Origin of the sequence: Thioalkalivibrio sp. ALE30 (assembly GCF_000377465.1) — a bacterium.
Classification (GTDB): domain Bacteria; phylum Pseudomonadota; class Gammaproteobacteria; order Ectothiorhodospirales; family Ectothiorhodospiraceae; genus Thioalkalivibrio.
Window position 1 is genome coordinate 94,558 of record NZ_KB898174.1, and the last position, 15,914, is coordinate 110,471.

Genomic DNA, 15,914 nt, shown 5'->3' on the forward strand with positions numbered 1-15,914 from the left:
CCCATGGCGACCCGCCCCAACCGCCCCTCCGGCTTTACCCTGATAGAACTGCTGGTCGTCATGTTCGTGATCGGCGTCGTCGCCAGCATCGGCGTGCTGTCGATGAGCCAGCTGGGCAGCCGAAACCTCGAACAGACCGCACGCCAGCTCGCGTCCCAGATCGAACTGGCCCGGGAGCACACCCTCCTGACCGGACAGGCACTGTCCATTGGCGTTGGCACGGAGGGGCTGGTCATTCTGGAACGCCAGTGGATCGACGACACCCGGGTCACCTGGATCCCCATCGATAGGGGACCACTGGGGCCGCACGACTTCCGGCAGCACGGGCTGCAACCCCGGCTCTATGTGGACGGCCGCCGGAGCGGTCTTCGCGAGTCTCCCGAGCACAACCGCATCGCCATTAACGGCAGCGGTCACATCGAGCCCTTCGAGCTCATCCTGGAGCACCCCGACGGACGAAGCGGCTTCGTGCTCCGCCTCGAACGGGGTCAGCCCCTCCAGGCCTTCGAGCACCCGCCACCGGCCGGCGGCGAACCGCGACGCCTGCTGGCGCAACGCCCGGGACGCCCCGACTCGCGATGACGGCACGGGCCCCAACGCGTGGCTTCACCCTGCTCGAGGTGCTGATTGCTCTGGTCGTACTGGGGGTCGCTCTCGGCGCCCTCATCAAGGCGGGCAGCGAACACGCCCGCAATACCGCATACCTGCAGGAGCGCACGCTCGCCGGGTGGGTGGCGAGCAACCTGATCGCCGACTACGAGGCCGGGGTACGTCGGGTCGAACCCGGCACCGAGCGCATCCGCTCGACCCTCGCCGATCGGGAATGGGAGGCCCGCGTCGAGATCAGCGATACCGTCATCGACGCCCCGCTGCCGCTGCCGGCGGTACGCCGTATCGAGGTCCGGGTGTGGCCGCTGGACGGCGATCCCGATCAACCCCTGGCCCAGGCGACCGGCTATGCGCTGCCCTGACCGCCCGCGCCGTTATTCGCCAGCGCTCCGCGCACCCCGCGGTTTTACCCTGCTGGAGCTGCTGGTCGCGGTGGCGGTGTTCGCCACCGTGGGCGTACTGGCCATTGGCGGGCTGCGCGCGGTGCTGGTGGCAGACCACGCTACCCAGGAACAGAGCCAGCGGCTGACGGAACTCCAGGTAACGCTGGCCGTACTGGAGCGCGACCTGCGCCACAGCATCGCGCTGCGCCCCCGGGACGGCTACGGTGATCGCCTGCCACCCCTGCGTTACAGCCCGGTCACGGAACCGCAGCAGCTGGAACTGGTGCGGGCGGGGAACGGAGAACAAGACCGCCTGGCACGCGTCGCCTGGCGGATCACGGAGCGCGGGCTGGAACGCGTCACCTGGCCGGTGCTGGACGGCGCGCTTGCAGAATCCGAGCAGGTACGCCTGTTTCTGGCGCGCAAGGCGCGCGATGAAGAACCCTTCACGGCGCGCCGCGCGGGGTCGCGGGATCCGGATCAAGAGCTGGAAATCCGCTTCGATTTTGTCGACGGCCGCACCCGGGAGATCACGGATAGCTGGCCACCACTGGACGCCGGCGAGCGACGTCCGACCCAGGTCATTGTGAGCCTGGTCGTTCCGGGGCTGGGCCTTGTCGAGCGCCGCATCGCCCTGACGGGGGTCCAGTGAAGCGCAAAGCATCGGGTGCCGCCCTGATCACGGCGCTGCTGGTGGTCGCGATCGCCAGCGTGGCGGCGGTCACCATGACCATGCGCGACAATCAGCAGGTATTCCGCGCGGCGACGATCCAGGATCAGGACCGGGCCCGGCGCCTGACCCAGGGGGCCGAAACCGTCGCGCTCCACATGCTGGAAAGGATGGAGAACTACGACGACCTGCCGTGGGAGGGCTGCGTCTCGCCCACGATGCCACTGGAGGTAGAGGGCATCGGCGTCCGTGCCCGCCTGGAGAATCTCCACTGTCGCTTCAACATCAACAGTCTCGCGCGGGCCGACGACCCGCCCCTCGAAGCCTTCGCCGGCCTGGTCGAGCACGCCCTTGGGCAAACCGAGGGGTCAACGGGCAACGCCCGGCGCCTGGCCGTCGCCGTACACGACTGGCTGAATCCGGAAACGGATGATCCGGTGTACCGGGGGATGGAACCGCACCGGCTCAGCGGTAACCGGCCCATGCGACTCGCATCGGAGCTGCTCCAGGTCCACGGTTTCAGCCCGGAGCTCTGGTCGGCGCTGGCGCCCTACGTAGTGGCCCGACCGGGCACGGACAACGCGATCGACATGGACCGTGCCCCGGACCCGGTCCATGCAGCAGGCCTGAACCAGGCCACCGAGGAAACCCCTGAAATTCGCTACTTCCGTCTGCAACTGGTTGTCCGCATCGCCGGACGGGATTATTTTCACTGCGCGATGCTGGACGGGCCCAACGGGCGTACCATCATTCGCGAACACACCCCCTGTGAACCCTGAACAGGAAGAACGGATGTCTGCAGACGCCTCTCAGCGACCGGAATCGGCATGAACTGGCTCCTGTTCCAGTTACCGGAACCCGAAATGCTCGGCGCGGATGCGCCGCTGCGGCTGCGCTGGCTTCGTCTGCACAGGAACGGGGCCGTGGCGGGACAGGGCGAGGCCACGCCGGACGAACTGTGTACGCTGATTTCCGCGGACGACCGGACGGTGGTCGCACTGCTGCCGGGCGAACGCGCCCCCCTCCATCGAGTCTTCGTCCCCGGCAAATCGAGCCGTGTCCGGCGCCGGGCGCTGCCGTTCGCCCTCGAGGAGCGCCTCAGCGAGGATCTCGAGCAACTCCGGATCGTCGCCGGTCCGCGTCGCGGCACCGAGACCACGGCCAGCGTGGCCGCCCGCCGCGACCTGGAACACTGGGAAGGCTGGCTGCACGAGCAAGGCATCCATGTCTCGCACCTGATTCCGGACCTTTCTCTCCTTCGAGGTCTGGAAACCGGTGACGAGACCTTTCTGTTCTCGGGCGCACAGCGCAGTATCGTGCTCTCGCCGGAGGCCGAACCCCTCGCGATGCCGAGCGAGGTCGCCGCTTGGTGGTTGCAGCAGCGCCCCTTCACAACGCCCCCCGATGACGCCCATGGCGAGGCGCAGCCCGCTACGGGTGCGGCCCTTGTGGTCGAACCCGGCACGGAACCGGACCCGCGTGCCCCCCTCCACCCCCCGCCCGACTGGACAGGGGGTGTTCTCGAACTCCTTCTGGCCGGGATGCAATCAGGTGCTATCCCGCCGTCGGGGCTGCAGCGGGCCCTGCGCGGTGCACTGGCCTTCGATTTCGCGTCTCCCGCCGAGGGGCCGGCCTCGTTCGCGGCCCTGCCCGCCCCCTGGCGCGTACCTGCCGCCCTGGCACTCGTACTGGCCGTACTCTGGACAGGATCCCTGTGGCTGGAAAGCACGCAGCTGGAGCGCGAGTACCGGGCGACCGAACGCGACATCGCGGCCCTGTTCGAGGCGACCCTGCCACAGTCCCGCATGGTGGACCCGGTCGCCCAGTTCGAGGCCCTGCTGGGCCAGAACGGGGCAGCAACGACGACACCCACCGTGCTGAGCCCGCTCGGCGAATCCATGGCCGGCATCATGGAGGGCCTCGCACCGCGTGATCTCGCGCTGCAGCGGCTGCGAGGCGAGCCGGACCGCCTGGAACTCGAGCTGGAGGGCAGCGGAATCGCGGAACTGGAACGCCTGCGCGAGGACCTGCGCGAAGCCCTGACCGCGCGTGTCCGGATCGTCTCGGCAGAGACCGGGGAACGGGGCGTCCGAGCACGCATGACCATCGAGCAAGAACCATGAAGGCCTTCTGGAACAACCTGCAAAGCCGCGAACAACGCCTCCTGCTGGCGGGCGGGCTGATCCTCCTGATCGCGGCCGGGTTCCTGGGTGTGATCGAGCCCCTGCTGGACAGCCGCGAACAGGCCCGCGAGCGGCTGGCCGAGGCCCGCGCGGAACTCGCCTGGATGCATGCCAATGCCTCTGCGGCCGCGGCAGCCGCCTCCCGTGACCGTGGCTCGGCCCAGGCCGATCCGCGCCCGCGTCTCGAAGGCCGCTCGCTGATCGCCCACGTGGATGCCTCCGCCCGGGCCTCCGGCCTGGGCGAGCACCTTGCCCGGGCGCGGCCGAGCGAGACCGGCGTGAACGTACACCTCGAAGCCGTGCCCTACAGCGCCCTGATGCGCTGGCTCGGCGAACTGGAGCAGGAAGACGGCGTCGTCCCGGGACGCATCCTGCTGGAACGCGTCGTCGACCCGGGGCGGGTCAATGCCGAACTCTTTCTCACCCGCGAGCCCTAGCATGAATACGGACCAGGACAACCCGGCCGCCCAACGGCAGGCGTATCGCGCGCCGTGGTGTTCGCTGGGGGCCTTTTTCGTGCTCGCGCTGCTGGTCGCGCTGGTTGCGCGCCTGCCCGCCTCCGTCGCGCTGGCGGCGGCCGAACGGTGGGCCGGTTTGCCGGACAGCATCGCCTGGGAGCAGGTGCACGGGTCGGTCTGGCGGGGCAGCGTCGATGGGCTCCAGTCCCCTGTGGGGCCCATGGGGCATCTGCAGTGGGAACTCCGGCCTGGCGAATTGCTTCGCGGGGGGCTGGCCGCCAACCTCCACTGGCTCCCGCCCGGCGGGGGCGAGCTCCTCGGGGCCCTGCGGGTCGGGCCTGGCAGCCTGCAACTATCGGGACTCGAAGGCACCCTGCCCGCAACTGCCCTGCATCAGTGGGATACCGGCATCCCGCTCGTGCTGAACGGCCACCTGCTGGCGAGCGACCTGCAACTTCGAATCCGGCGGGATGGGTCGGTGGAGCAGGCCTCGGGGCGGGTCAACTGGCAGCAAGCGGCAGCAGGCCTCCCGCGTCCCTTGCCTCTGGGCGAGCAACGCGCCACTCTGCGCGACGGGGATGGGCTTCTGGGGATCGAGCTCGATGCCTCGCCGGAGGCCGAACTGGGGATCACCGGCACCCTCCGCCTGGACCTGCGAACGAACCCGCCGGGCCTGCACGCGCAAGTGCGGCTGGACCCGCGCGACCACGCCGATGACAGCATCAAGCGCCTACTCCAAAACAACCTCCGTCGTGATGAGCAGGGACGGTATTTATGGACCGCAGGATCAGCCCCGTGACACCTGAACAATCCACGTTCGCGCCCAACAGCCACCGTCGCTCCCTTGCGCCCGTTTCGCTCGCGGCCTGCGTGCTGATCGGCCTGGCCCTGACCGGTTGCGCCACGACGCCGCCACAGGGAGCCGACTCCCCGCCAGCGGACGTCCGGCATGCGCTGGACCGCGGGGACTGCCGCGCCGCCTACGATGCACTCGATACCGCTGAGGCGCCGGGCGCGGTCGACGTCCGCCTGTCCGTTGCCCGCGTATGCCTGCAGCGCGGGGAGTTTACGCGCACCCGCAACCTCGCCGATGCCATTCTCGAGGAGCACCCGAACCATCCGGACATCGACTACGCCGCCTACCTGGGCGCCCTGGCGCAACTGGGAACCTGGAACCGGGCCTCCTCCGTGCCGCCAAAACAGCGCATCGAGCCGGGCCGCCAGGTCTTCCTGCGGCTCGCCGCCTTCCTGAACGACTACCCCATGTCGGAATACACCGAGTCCGTCGCCCCGCGTCTCGCACGCCTGCGCGAGAACCTGGCCGACATCGAACTCCAGATCGCCGACCAGTCCGCCGCGGCCGGAACCCAGGATGAGGCCCATGCACGCACCGAATACGTGCGTGACTACTACCCCGGCACCGCCGCCGCGCAAACCGCCGCGGACCGGCTCCAAAGCCAGGAGGAGGATGCCGGGGGCTGACTCGATCGGAGAAACATCCGCCGGTACGGGAGGCGCAGCCGCGCGTACCAGACATCCCGCATCGCGCATCGCGCATCGCCCCAGTCCCATCCCCTACCTCGAGAACCAAAAAAAGGGCCCGAATCCTGACAGGATCCGGGCCCTTGTCGGGCACTGTTCAAAGACCGCTCAGCGCCGCGCTACACGCCGCACTGCGAGAAAGCCGGGTTTTCTTCCTCGGCCAGATACTCTTCTTCAAACTCGTCCCAGGTATAGAACGTGCCATCAACGTTGAGCCCGCCCTGGACAAACTCGACCGTAGTCGTGCTGCCCCCATGGGTTGCCACAAACACCCCGTCCTCAGGATAGATCGTGCCATCCGGAGTATAGATGGTCCGGGTCGTTTCAACGTCTACGCGTGCACCATCGTTCTCCACCCGCCCATTGACCTCCATATCGGTGCCATCACCGGTGTCATCGGCGCGGATGCTCACGTCCATCAGGGCATCAAACTGATCGCTGATACCGCCACATTCAATCGAGGACATGGCCCCGAAGTCGAATACGGCGAGGGTGCGCTGAGGACTTGCGTTCCAGTGGATCGCCAGAGAACCATCGAGCGACATCGCAAAGCGATCGTCGTTGGAGAACGTCACGTCCATGTCGAACGCATCGAAGTTCGCCTCGAGCAGCTCCGTGAAATCCGCCAGCGGGCTCGACCCTTCCGCGTACGTCACAATACCGTCCATGTAGAACGCACCACCATCACCAGTGGAAAACTGGCACTGATTCCAGTCAACGACAAAGCCCGCAGTGGTCTCGTTAATGGTAACGCTACCGCTGTCGCACTGTTCCGTCTGCTGCGCCTCCAGTTCTTTCGCCTTCAGCCCGGCCTGGGTCGCGAGAACCGAGGCCCCCTGCAGTTGGTCACCATCAAAGTCGACATCGTCAGGTGCGAAGGCCAGGCTCAGGTTCGTGTAGTTCTCGGCACCCCCGATCGAGGCGATGGCAACCGCCGCCGCCTCTTCATCGGACAGCGTTGCAGTCTCGCCGCCGCCGTTACCGCCATCGCCGGAGGAGGATCCCCCACAACCTGCCATCAGCCCAACCGTCACCGCTGCCAGTCCAAACTTCCATGCCGGTCCCTGGACCGTTTTCGGATTCCACATCGTGTCTTTCTCCCTGAGAATTTTCCCTTAAAGGCCTTGTGGCCATAGCAAAGTCTAAAGATCCCGAAGCCCGATCGCCACTCTGGGCCGAACATGCGGCCCCGGAAGAGTCAAGGGAAAGCGACTTGATGGATATCGAAAAAGAGAACTCGGGCACACGGTTGGCGGCCCGGACCTCACCCGCAACGCTTGTGCGAGTGGATTAGCGTGAAGACTGCTGACTGCCCCCCCCCTGAACCCACTTTCCACCTCGTCCAGCTACCGGCTCAAGCCACTGCTCACGCGAAACGATCCCCGCTGGCACCAGCAATGGTTCCACGAGGTCATCCACCTGCCGCACGCCTGGGCCATCACCACCGGCCAGGCACCGGACGCAAAGGTGGTCGTGGCCGTCATCGATACCGGTGTCGATCGCGAGCACGAGGACCTGGATACGGACCGACTTTTCCCTACGCAGCGGTTTGCCTGCGACCTGGCCGACGACACCCGCCGATCATCGTGTCGTGGGTGCGGGGTTGTGTGCCCCGGTTCGCATTTCAGGGGGAGGAGAGGGGGCGGATGAAGGTATCGCCGGTCGGAACCAGGGGGTGAGGTGGATCGTGATGGTGCTGCAGTTTTCGGTGCGCATAAGGTTTATCGGCCGTTAAAGGTCAGCGATCCTCCCTGTCAAATAGCCATTTACAACCACGAGAATCGCATCTAGCTTTAAGAGTACCCGGGCCCTGTTGGACCGGGTCGGCGCGCGACGGGGGAGAAGGTTTGGCGGCCTTCGATTCATTCGCTCCCATGAAGGATCACGACCTGCGCGCGATCGGTTGCCGATCATGCTCGTATTTCATTGGAGATGTGGACTATGCGAAAACAGCCTTTGTCGACCCTGATCAGGGCGGCGTCGGTCGGCGCGCTTGCGGCCGGCCTGATGTCCGGACCGGTAGTGGCGCAGGAGCCGACCCCCTCGACCTTCGTGGACGTACCGGTGCCTCGTCTGCTGGACTGGAACGACGTCAATGCGTTGATCGTCGACGGGGAGCGTCCGGATGGCCGAACCTTCATCTATCCGGACCGCGATGCGCGGGACGCGGACAGCGAGGGGGATGGCACCGGGAGCGTGGCCTTCATCGGCTGGGATCTGGACGACGGCAGCGGCCGCGCGCCCGGCATCCAGGCGGTTACGGACGATTTTGCCTTTCCCGTGCAGAACTGCATCATGGCATCCGGGGAACGCGAATCGGATCAGTTCGAAGGCGTGATCGTACCGAAGACCTGCAGTGACGCCCCGGGCAGCTCGAAGCGCGTGTTCCTGGAGGTCCAGGAGGTAGATGTCCCCATTGATCTCGTCTTCAATCTGGGGGTCGGTGACAAGCGCTACAAGGGCGTGAAAGACCCGCAAGACGATGGCGGTGAAGCCTTGGACGCCTTCCGGGACGAGTTCGGCATTGGACGTATCTATCGCGTCATCCAGAAGTTCATCAACGATACCGACGAGCGGTTGCTGGGCATCCGGGTCGAGGTAGGCACCACCGACGAGGATGGCAACTTCACACAACTGTCCTTCTCCGACGGGGTCGCCTTCGAGCTCAGCGAGTCAGTCGAGCGAGGGTTCTTCGTCGGCAACACCGGCGCCGGGCCGCGTTCCGTCTGGAACCCGGAGCGCTATGCCCACTTCTCGCCCAAGATGTTTGACACGGGTGAACGCACGCGCTTCGACCCGGGTTTCCTGGACGATCAGGCCTCGGGGCTCTTCCCGCCTCAGGACGTTCAGACGGGCACCAAGACACGGTACATTGACAGCGGGAGCGCCCTGAATGAGTTTGGGCATCGCGGTGCCATCCGGCCGAACTACTTTAATCTGAGCGAAAACCAGGGCGCGGGTGCCGAGGTCGTCATCCCCGGTAACGTGTTCGGGTACATGATGTCCGACAGCATCGTGCCGATCGTGATCGAGCGCCACGACGACGGCGACCCGGAAACCGAGGGCGATGCCATCATGGCCTGGTGGGATGGTGACCACTGGCGCTACGGCGTGGCCGACAACTTCGCGATCGTGCCTGACAACCAGCTCGTGCAGTGGGCCGCAAGGCTTCTGGGCCGCAACATCGATGATGATGATCCGACCCGCTACGGGACGGCGGAAAGCGACGACCTCAGCGGCATCAACATGGACACCTACCTGTATCTGGGCGAGGCTCTTCTGGAAGAGGGTGACCGCGAGACCGCCTCCTTCAATACCGGTGATCCCAGGTTTGACACGATCACCCTGCGCTACACCGCGATTTCCATGAATGGTTTCGACGGCTCCGCGGGCACCGAAGAGCCGGAGTGGACCAAGGAAGGCAAGGAAGCGCCGGCCCTCAGCAGCTACATGGCGGCTACGGGTGTTCCGGTCGCGATCAATGACTCGGCGGTGACCGGGCGCAATGAGGCCGTCGAGATCAATGTACTGGCCAACGATCTGCTGGACGGGGCCCTGGTCGATCCTGATGTGGCAACGGTGGAGATCGCCAGTGACCCGGCCAGCGGCAGTGTGACCGTGAACGCAGATCAGACGGTGACCTATACCCCTGGTACGGGCTTTACCGGGGAGGACACCTTCACTTACACCACCACGGTGGACGGTGCGGCATCCAACGCGGCAACCGTGAAGGTAGTGGTCGTGGCCCCGCCGGACCCCAGTGTGCCGGTGGCCCGGAATGATTCCGGTACCACGGTCACCACCAACCCGGTAACAATCAACATCCTGGCCAACGACACCGTGGATGGCGAGCCGGTTGATCCGAACGAGGCCACGGTCACCCTGGGTGGGCAACCGTCCTTCGGTTCGGTGAACCTCAATCCCGACAACACGGTGACCTACACCGCGGATGCCGGGGCGCTGCTGCCCAACGTGGACTACTTCACCTACACGGTGTCGGTCGAGGGCAAGGAGTCCAACTCCGCGCTGGTGATTGTCCGGGTGGATCCCGACGAAGTGCTGGACACGATCGTGCCGGTTGCGGCCAACGATACGGCCCGTACTGTCGGAACGGACCCGGTCACCATCGACGTGCTGGCGAACGATACCTATGACGGTATCGCAGTGCCGGGCCGCACCAAGGTGGAGATCGTGAATGCGCCCGGAAACGGCAGCGTCGTTGTAAACGACGATCAGACCGTCACGTATACCGCCAACGCGCTCTTTTCCGGCGATGACACCTTCACCTACTCGGCCATTGTGGATGGCCAGGTGTCGGCACCGGCGACGGTGACGGTCACAGTCGACCGGCGTGTCACCAGTTCCGGTGGTGGTGGCGGCTGTACTGTGGGTAGCGGCAACGCCTTTGATCCGTTGCTGCCGGGGCTGGTGTTGCTGGCCCTGGGCTATCTCGTCCTGCGTCGCCGGCTGGGTCTGAAGACCCACCGCTAGGGCGTCTGCGTCCACAAGCCCGCACCGGTACGCCGGTGCGGGCTTTTTTGTTGGAGTAACGCGCGGAGGCAGGTTACTGTCCCCCTTGAAGACGCCGGCGGGTTCTGTGTTCGCGTTGCGCCTTGCGGGCGCGGAACAGCATCGATCCCATGTGCTGCAGTGCCCGGTGTTTCCATAGGGGCCGCCTGTTGCGAAACCCGTATCCTCGAACCAGGGGACGCTGATGAGCCGCCAGGCCGCACCCGATTCCCGATGGCGCGATCCGCACCTTCATCTGCTGCTGGCAGCCACCGCGGTGGTCGGGCTGGGGTTGTGGGTGCTGCTGCCCCCCGGATACGCCCGCCCCATCGTCGCGGATCACTGGCATTTACTGGCGGTCCTGCTGCTGTATCCGGTGGTCGAGGAATGGCTGTTTCGAGGGCTACTTCAGGGGGAACTGCTACGCCGCCCGCGCTTCCGGGAAAGGCATCTGGGAGTGACACGGGCGAACCTGCTGACCAGCGCGGTTTTTGCGTCCCTGCATCTCGTTCATCAGCCGCCGCTGTGGGCATTAAGCATACTGGTGCCGTCGCTGGCACTGGGGCACTTTCGCGAGCGCTACGGGAACCTGCGCTGGCCCATTGCTCTGCATATCCTGTTCAACGGGGTATACATACTGGCGGGACTGGCGCCCACCGGGTGATCGGCGAGGACACGCCCCCTTGTCCGGTCAGCCCTATGCGGCGCACAGGGAGTCGGCGAGCCCAACCTTGCCTGTTCGAGCAACGCGTAACCCAAGTACACTCCTTGCCTCGCAGCAACGGAACCATGCCGCCTAACCACCGGGTATCCGGAAGATACGTTCAGGAAACATCCAAGTGAATCCTCGACACCAGGCGCCTTGCGGCCGCATCTCTCTCCCTCCACACAAGGCGAACAGCCGGATACGCCAGATCGGGCTTGTCTGGGTACTCGGGATAGCGCTGCTGACGACCGGTTGCGGAGGCGGCGGGTCGTCCAGCGCAGGGGGCGAGGGATTTGTCGTCGCCGGCAGCATCGAGGTGCAGGCCCTGCATCATGTGGATTCGGATACAAACGATCCCGAAAGCCCGAGCTCCGGCAATGACCGTCTCACCACAGCACAGCCGGTGCGCATGCCCGCCATCATTGGCGGCTTCGTGGACCAACGGGACGACCCGACTGATGTGTTCGTGGCCGAGTTCGAAGCGGGTGACCAGGCCTTGCTGGAGTTCCCGGATCCCGCACGGGCCGATCTGGACCTGTACTTGATCGATGAAGACGGGAGGCTGGTGGATGCCTCCATCGGTCTCGACGGGTTCGAACGCGTGGTCGCCCCGGAGGATGGACGATACTTTGTGCAAGTGCAGGCCTTCTCCGGGCAGTCGGCGTACCGTTTGCGCCTGGACACCTCGTCCATGCTGGATCCGCTGCATGCGGCAAGCCTGCGTGTCGCGGATGACTTCGTGCCTGGGGAAGTCCTGGTGCGCCGAACCCGTGAGATTCGCCCCTCCGCGCTGGTAAAAACTCCCGCCGACATGGGCCTGCAGCAAGTCTCCGGGGCACCGGGGCGGGAGCAGCTCTGGCGGATCCCGGAGGGCCACGCGGAAGCGGTGATCAGCACCCTGGGCCTTTCCGCACCGTCCATCTCGCCCGCTTTGGGCTGGAAGACCCCGGACCACGCCGCCCGCCATGACACCCTGCGCGTCATCAAGGCGCTGCGGGCGCAACCGGACATCGCCTCGGCCTCGCCCAACTACCGGCTCAAGCCCCTGCTCACACCGAACGATCCCCGCTGGCACCAGCAATGGTTCCACGAGGCCATCAACCTGCCGCAGGCCTGGGACATCACCACCGGCCAGGCACCGGACGCAGAGGTGGTCGTGGCCGTCATCGATACCGGTGTCTATCGCGAGCACGAGGACCTGGACGCAGACCGACTATTCCCCACGCAGCGGTTTGCCTGCGACCCGGCCGACAGCACCTGCGACGAAGAGCGTTCCTGGCATGGTACGCACGTGACCGGAATCATCGGGGCGACCAGCCACAACAGTCTCGGCGTCGCCGGTATCTCCTGGGGCGCGGACATCCTGCCCGTATGGACACTGAACAACACCGGGACCCTGAACGATACGCTCCAGGGGGTTCGTTACGCGGCCGGGCTCGAGACCGATTCCGGAGCCGTGCCCGAACAGACGGCAGACATCATCAACCTGAGCCTTGGCGGCGGCGGGTACAGCCAGGTGGCCGACGAACTCTTTCAGGAGGTGCGCGAGCTCGGCATCCTGGTGGTCGCGGCCTCGGGCAACGATGGCCGCGCAGAGGTCGGCTACCCCGCGGCCTACGAATCGGTGCTTGCGGTGGGCGCGACTAACCGCAATTCCGAACGCGCCTGGTACAGCAACTACGGTCCCCGTCTGGACCTGGTGGCCCCCGGGGGTGGTTCCGGTCCACGTGAAGACGGCATCCTGAGCACCTGGGTGCAGGAGAGCCCGTCTGGAACGCTTGAATCGGACTACGAATTCCTCCTGGGCACCTCAATGTCCACGGCGGTCGTGTCCGGCGTCCTGGCACTGGGCCGTGGGATCAACCCGGAACTCTCGCCGGGGTTACTCCTGGAGTTGCTGGAAGCAGGCGAACTGACCCGAGACCTGAGACCCGAGGGATGGGACCCGGAGACCGGCTGGGGCGAGATCGACGCATATCGAGCCGTCCAGGCGATCGCGGCTCGTGCCGGCGCGGGAGAACTGGCGCCCCGGATCTCGGCGACCCCGAACGTCCTGGACTTCGGGTTCACCGGAACCCGCCTGGACCTTCGGCTACGCAACGGGGGCGATGGCGCGCTGCGGATCGAGGACATCAGCTCGCAGGCTCCCTGGGCGACCCTCCAGCTACACGACGTCACCGAAGACGGCCTGGGCCTGTACCGCGCCCACGGGCAGCGCGACACCCTGCCCCCCGGGAACTACGAATCCCGCGTTCGCGTTACTGCGGAAGGAGGCGACCAGCGGGACATCCCGATCGGCATCCAGGTCGCCGAGCGCGACCCGGAACGCGACACGGTGGGACAGGTGTACGTACTGCTGCTTGACCGGGACGACCGCGTCGTCGCGCAGACCACACTGGAACCGGCACACGGGGCCTACCACTACCGTTTCGAGGGGGTACCCGCGGGCGACTATCGCGTCGTTGCCGGCACCAATATCGCGGGTGAGGGACAGATCTGTTCCGGCGCAGACGCCTGTGGCGAATGGCCCCGGCATGGAGCCGGCGAGACATTCCAGCTGGACCGCGACCGCACCGGCCTCGACTTCGAAATCGCCTGGCGACCCTTCACCGACGGGGGCTTCCCCCTGTAGACCTGCCTATCATTTAGTCCTGCTTCCTGTTGACGGCACGCTTTACTCTCGCCAGTGGGTCTCTGATCTACCCGGAGTCACATGAAGCGCCGCGTGACCAGCCGCATCTTGGATCGCGCCCGTGACCGGGCCTCGCGCCCCAAAAAAGGGGCCCCTGGCGATCGCCAGGGGCCCCTTTCCTGTCCCACACGACGGAGAACCGGGCCTAGAAGTTCACTTCCGTGGTCTCGCCTGCCTCGACTTCGGCGTTGGCCTGATCGACAAAGTCGATGGGAGTGGCTTCCTCCGGATCGTCCTCGTCCGCCTGAAAGGTCAGCGCCACCGTATAGTCGCCCGCCTCCAGGAAGCCTGCGGTGTAGCGGTACTCCCAGTCACCGGTCGCCTCGACATGGCGGTAGTAGACGTTGGCCGTGGTGACCGCATCGTCGTCGTCATCACGGAGATCGCGCGGCTCGCGATCGGGACCCTCGAAAACATAAACCGCCGCGCCCGGACAGGCGTGCAGTCCCTCTTCACGCTCCTCGCAGGTGAAGTCCGCGGGGAGGCGGTCTGGATCCACGGTTCCCGTGATGGCACCCGCTTCGCGGTTGTCCACCAGGCGCAGCGAGCGCCGCATCCGGTGGTAGCCCTCAAACCGGTTGTCTTCGCGGATCGCCTTGCGCAGGTCAAAGTCGACGGTGAACGAAACCTCCTCGCCGTCCGCGACGCTGAAACCACTGGACAGCTGCAATCCTGCTTGCAGCCCGCCGGGGATGATCAGATTCTCGCTGTAGCCATCCACGAACTCGATGAACGAGCTGGTCGCGTAATTGGAAAGCGGGGGCGTACTGGCGCCCTCTTCGGGTTCGAGATAAAAGCGGATCCATGCGTAATCACCGGCGGGGACTTCTTCATCCTCGAACAGGAACTCGGAGTCTTCGCCTTGCAGCGCGAGCAAATCGATCTCGCGCACGGATTCGTCCTCACCCAGATCAATGCGAATACGCTCGCCGTCGGAGGGCTGCAGTTCGATATGGGTAAAACGGACCACCACCCGGCTGGCCGAATCGACCGGTGCATCCGTGACGGCCAGACTCATCTGCCCGGTGCCGCCACCGCTGCTGCTCCCGTCACTACTGCCGCCACCGCAGGCAACGAGCCCCGCAGTCGCGATCCCCAAACCCACCAAACGCGTCAGATTGCCAATCTTGTTCATCGCAGCCTCCCTTCAGCCAGTAACGTCCGGTACAAGTCTAGCCAGTTGGTCGGAGTCGATGGAGGAATAGACGGATGGCGGACAGGGAAAACCTGAAATCGGTCACAGGACTGGGTTCGCTCCCGTGACCGGTTGGGCCTTTTCCACTCGCACAACCAACCAAGAGGCCAGGCGCAGTGCATCACCGCAAGCCGACTGCCCCGGTGCAGCAACCCGCCTGGGCAAGGCTGGTCAGTTCGCCAGCGCGCCCCTGGAGGCGCGGCCCAGGCCCGGGGCCTTCAGAAGCGGTCGAGACTGGACAGCGGGTTGGCAAGCTCGCGCACGCGCATCCAGGAGGCGATGCTGGCGCGCCAGCGGCGGGTGGGCAGGACCGCGTGCGGCACGCTCTGGCTGAGGAACATCACCAGGGTGCCGGCCGTCGGCTGGATACGCTGGCATTCGCGGCCGGCATCGTCATAGATCGCGAGCTGGCCGCCGTCCTGCTCGTGCCACTCGCGGTTCAGGTAGAACACCAGCGACAGCCGGCGACAGTTGCCGGCCTGGAAGGCATCCACATGCCGGGCGTAATGGGTGCCGGGCGGGTACAGGGCAAAGTGCGATTCGGTCTCGAACAGGCCCGGGATCAGCGACCGGCCCACCTCCAGCCGTATCGCATCCAGGCGCTCCATAAATGCCTGCTGGGCCGGGCTGGCACCATCCAGCCAGTGGATCCAGTCACCGCGGGTGGCCCGGTCGCGATGGCGCTCGCCCCCCCGACCGATCCGCGCCTGCGCCAGCTGCGCGGCATCACGCAGGGCGTAGATCTCGTCATGCAGCGCATCGACCGTGTCCGCTGGCAGGAAATCGGGCCAGACACACCGCTGATCGCGCATCAGCGCATCCAGCCAGCCTGCCGGCTCACGGCCCTCGGGAACTGGGGATCCGATGACCGCTGGCGCGCGGGACGGGAGCGTGTCGGCAAGGTCCGACCACTCGGGGCCGGGAACGGACAGATTCACGGGCGGGGTCTTCCATTCGGGCCGCCGAA

Annotated in this window: 14 protein-coding genes and 1 pseudogene; 12 read left to right on the forward strand and 3 right to left on the reverse strand. The window is 65.9% G+C overall.

Going from position 1 to position 15,914, the window contains the following annotated elements; translation table 11 throughout:
* Nucleotides 1-3: 3 nt before the first annotated feature.
* From D107_RS0110715 to D107_RS0110750, 8 genes are read left to right on the forward strand one after another with little or no spacing between them, the layout of a single operon-like run.
* Entirely contained in the window at nucleotides 4-582 is a 579-nt protein-coding gene (locus tag D107_RS0110715) for a GspH/FimT family pseudopilin (RefSeq protein WP_018881433.1), read from the forward strand.
* Nucleotides 579-971 carry a type II secretion system minor pseudopilin GspI gene (gene gspI / locus D107_RS0110720; RefSeq protein WP_018881434.1) on the forward strand — a complete coding sequence of 131 codons (393 nt, stop codon included), beginning with the start codon at nucleotides 579-581 and terminating at the stop codon, nucleotides 969-971. Before D107_RS0110715 ends, gspI begins: the two co-directional genes overlap by 4 nt.
* A complete protein-coding gene (gspJ, locus tag D107_RS0110725; RefSeq protein ID WP_018881435.1) occupies nucleotides 958-1,644 on the forward strand; it encodes a type II secretion system minor pseudopilin GspJ in 687 nt (228 codons plus the stop codon). The genes gspI and gspJ overlap by 14 nt, the downstream gene beginning before the upstream one ends.
* Complete coding sequence (locus D107_RS0110730; RefSeq protein ID WP_026280800.1) at nucleotides 1,641-2,441, forward strand: general secretion pathway protein GspK; 801 nt, start codon at nucleotides 1,641-1,643, stop codon at nucleotides 2,439-2,441. The genes gspJ and D107_RS0110730 overlap by 4 nt, the downstream gene beginning before the upstream one ends.
* Nucleotides 2,442-2,489: 48 nt before the next feature.
* Nucleotides 2,490-3,785 (forward strand): type II secretion system protein GspL, encoded by a 1,296-nt coding sequence (gspL, locus tag D107_RS0110735; protein ID WP_018881436.1) that lies wholly within the window; start codon nucleotides 2,490-2,492, stop codon nucleotides 3,783-3,785.
* Complete coding sequence (gene gspM, locus D107_RS0110740) at nucleotides 3,782-4,282, forward strand: type II secretion system protein GspM (RefSeq protein ID WP_018881437.1); 501 nt, start codon at nucleotides 3,782-3,784, stop codon at nucleotides 4,280-4,282. The genes gspL and gspM overlap by 4 nt, the downstream gene beginning before the upstream one ends.
* Before the next feature lies 1 nt (nucleotide 4,283).
* Complete coding sequence (gene gspN, locus D107_RS0110745; RefSeq protein ID WP_018881438.1) at nucleotides 4,284-5,102, forward strand: type II secretion system protein N; 819 nt, start codon at nucleotides 4,284-4,286, stop codon at nucleotides 5,100-5,102.
* On the forward strand, nucleotides 5,078-5,785 hold the full coding sequence (locus D107_RS0110750; RefSeq protein WP_026280801.1) for an outer membrane protein assembly factor BamD: 708 nt from the start codon (nucleotides 5,078-5,080) through the stop codon (nucleotides 5,783-5,785). The genes gspN and D107_RS0110750 overlap by 25 nt, the downstream gene beginning before the upstream one ends.
* A 179-nt stretch (nucleotides 5,786-5,964) precedes the next feature.
* Here D107_RS0110750 and D107_RS13345 read toward each other — a convergent pair whose 3' ends face one another.
* Nucleotides 5,965-6,933 (reverse strand): hypothetical protein, encoded by a 969-nt coding sequence (locus D107_RS13345; RefSeq protein WP_155988109.1) that lies wholly within the window; start codon nucleotides 6,931-6,933, stop codon nucleotides 5,965-5,967.
* A 241-nt stretch (nucleotides 6,934-7,174) separates the two neighbouring features.
* Here D107_RS13345 and D107_RS14190 point away from each other — a divergent pair.
* From D107_RS14190 to D107_RS0110770, 4 genes and pseudogenes are all read left to right on the forward strand, one after another.
* Nucleotides 7,175-7,420, forward strand: a pseudogene (locus D107_RS14190) (hypothetical protein); the annotation flags it as partial.
* A 432-nt stretch (nucleotides 7,421-7,852) separates the two neighbouring features.
* Nucleotides 7,853-10,336, forward strand: a complete 2,484-nt coding sequence (locus D107_RS0110760; protein WP_196799937.1) for a choice-of-anchor F family protein — start codon at nucleotides 7,853-7,855, stop codon at nucleotides 10,334-10,336.
* A gap of 223 nt (nucleotides 10,337-10,559) precedes the next feature.
* Complete coding sequence (gene mrtJ, locus D107_RS0110765; protein ID WP_018881442.1) at nucleotides 10,560-11,018, forward strand: JDVT-CTERM system glutamic-type intramembrane protease; 459 nt, start codon at nucleotides 10,560-10,562, stop codon at nucleotides 11,016-11,018.
* 358 nt (nucleotides 11,019-11,376) lie between these two features.
* A complete protein-coding gene (locus tag D107_RS0110770; protein ID WP_018881443.1) occupies nucleotides 11,377-13,692 on the forward strand; it encodes a S8 family serine peptidase in 2,316 nt (771 codons plus the stop codon).
* Nucleotides 13,693-13,897: 205 nt separating this feature from the next.
* Here the strand turns inward: D107_RS0110770 and D107_RS0110775 are convergent, their stop codons facing one another.
* Together D107_RS0110775 and D107_RS0110780 are read right to left on the reverse strand one after the other, a co-directional pair.
* Nucleotides 13,898-14,887, reverse strand: coding sequence for a DUF4382 domain-containing protein (locus tag D107_RS0110775; protein WP_018881444.1), 990 nt, complete (start codon nucleotides 14,885-14,887; stop codon nucleotides 13,898-13,900).
* A 278-nt stretch (nucleotides 14,888-15,165) separates the two neighbouring features.
* Nucleotides 15,166-15,885 carry a 2OG-Fe(II) oxygenase gene (locus D107_RS0110780; protein WP_026280802.1) on the reverse strand — a complete coding sequence of 240 codons (720 nt, stop codon included), beginning with the start codon at nucleotides 15,883-15,885 and terminating at the stop codon, nucleotides 15,166-15,168.
* Nucleotides 15,886-15,914 lie beyond the last annotated feature (29 nt).

What these genes read in the sequence shown, in the direction of transcription:
- D107_RS0110715 (WP_018881433.1), top strand. Translation starts at nt 4, where the DNA reads ATGGCGACCCGCCCCAACCGCCCCTCCGGCTTTACCCTGATAGAACTG.
- gspI (WP_018881434.1), top strand. Translation starts at nt 579, where the DNA reads ATGACGGCACGGGCCCCAACGCGTGGCTTCACCCTGCTCGAGGTGCTG.
- gspJ (WP_018881435.1), top strand. Translation starts at nt 958, where the DNA reads ATGCGCTGCCCTGACCGCCCGCGCCGTTATTCGCCAGCGCTCCGCGCA.
- gspL (WP_018881436.1), top strand. Translation starts at nt 2,490, where the DNA reads ATGAACTGGCTCCTGTTCCAGTTACCGGAACCCGAAATGCTCGGCGCG.
- gspM (WP_018881437.1), top strand. Translation starts at nt 3,782, where the DNA reads ATGAAGGCCTTCTGGAACAACCTGCAAAGCCGCGAACAACGCCTCCTG.
- gspN (WP_018881438.1), top strand. Translation starts at nt 4,284, where the DNA reads ATGAATACGGACCAGGACAACCCGGCCGCCCAACGGCAGGCGTATCGC.
- D107_RS0110750 (WP_026280801.1), top strand. Translation starts at nt 5,078, where the DNA reads ATGGACCGCAGGATCAGCCCCGTGACACCTGAACAATCCACGTTCGCG.
- D107_RS13345 (WP_155988109.1), bottom strand. Translation starts at nt 6,933, where the DNA reads ATGTGGAATCCGAAAACGGTCCAGGGACCGGCATGGAAGTTTGGACTG.
- D107_RS0110760 (WP_196799937.1), top strand. Translation starts at nt 7,853, where the DNA reads ATGTCCGGACCGGTAGTGGCGCAGGAGCCGACCCCCTCGACCTTCGTG.
- mrtJ (WP_018881442.1), top strand. Translation starts at nt 10,560, where the DNA reads ATGAGCCGCCAGGCCGCACCCGATTCCCGATGGCGCGATCCGCACCTT.
- D107_RS0110775 (WP_018881444.1), bottom strand. Translation starts at nt 14,887, where the DNA reads ATGAACAAGATTGGCAATCTGACGCGTTTGGTGGGTTTGGGGATCGCG.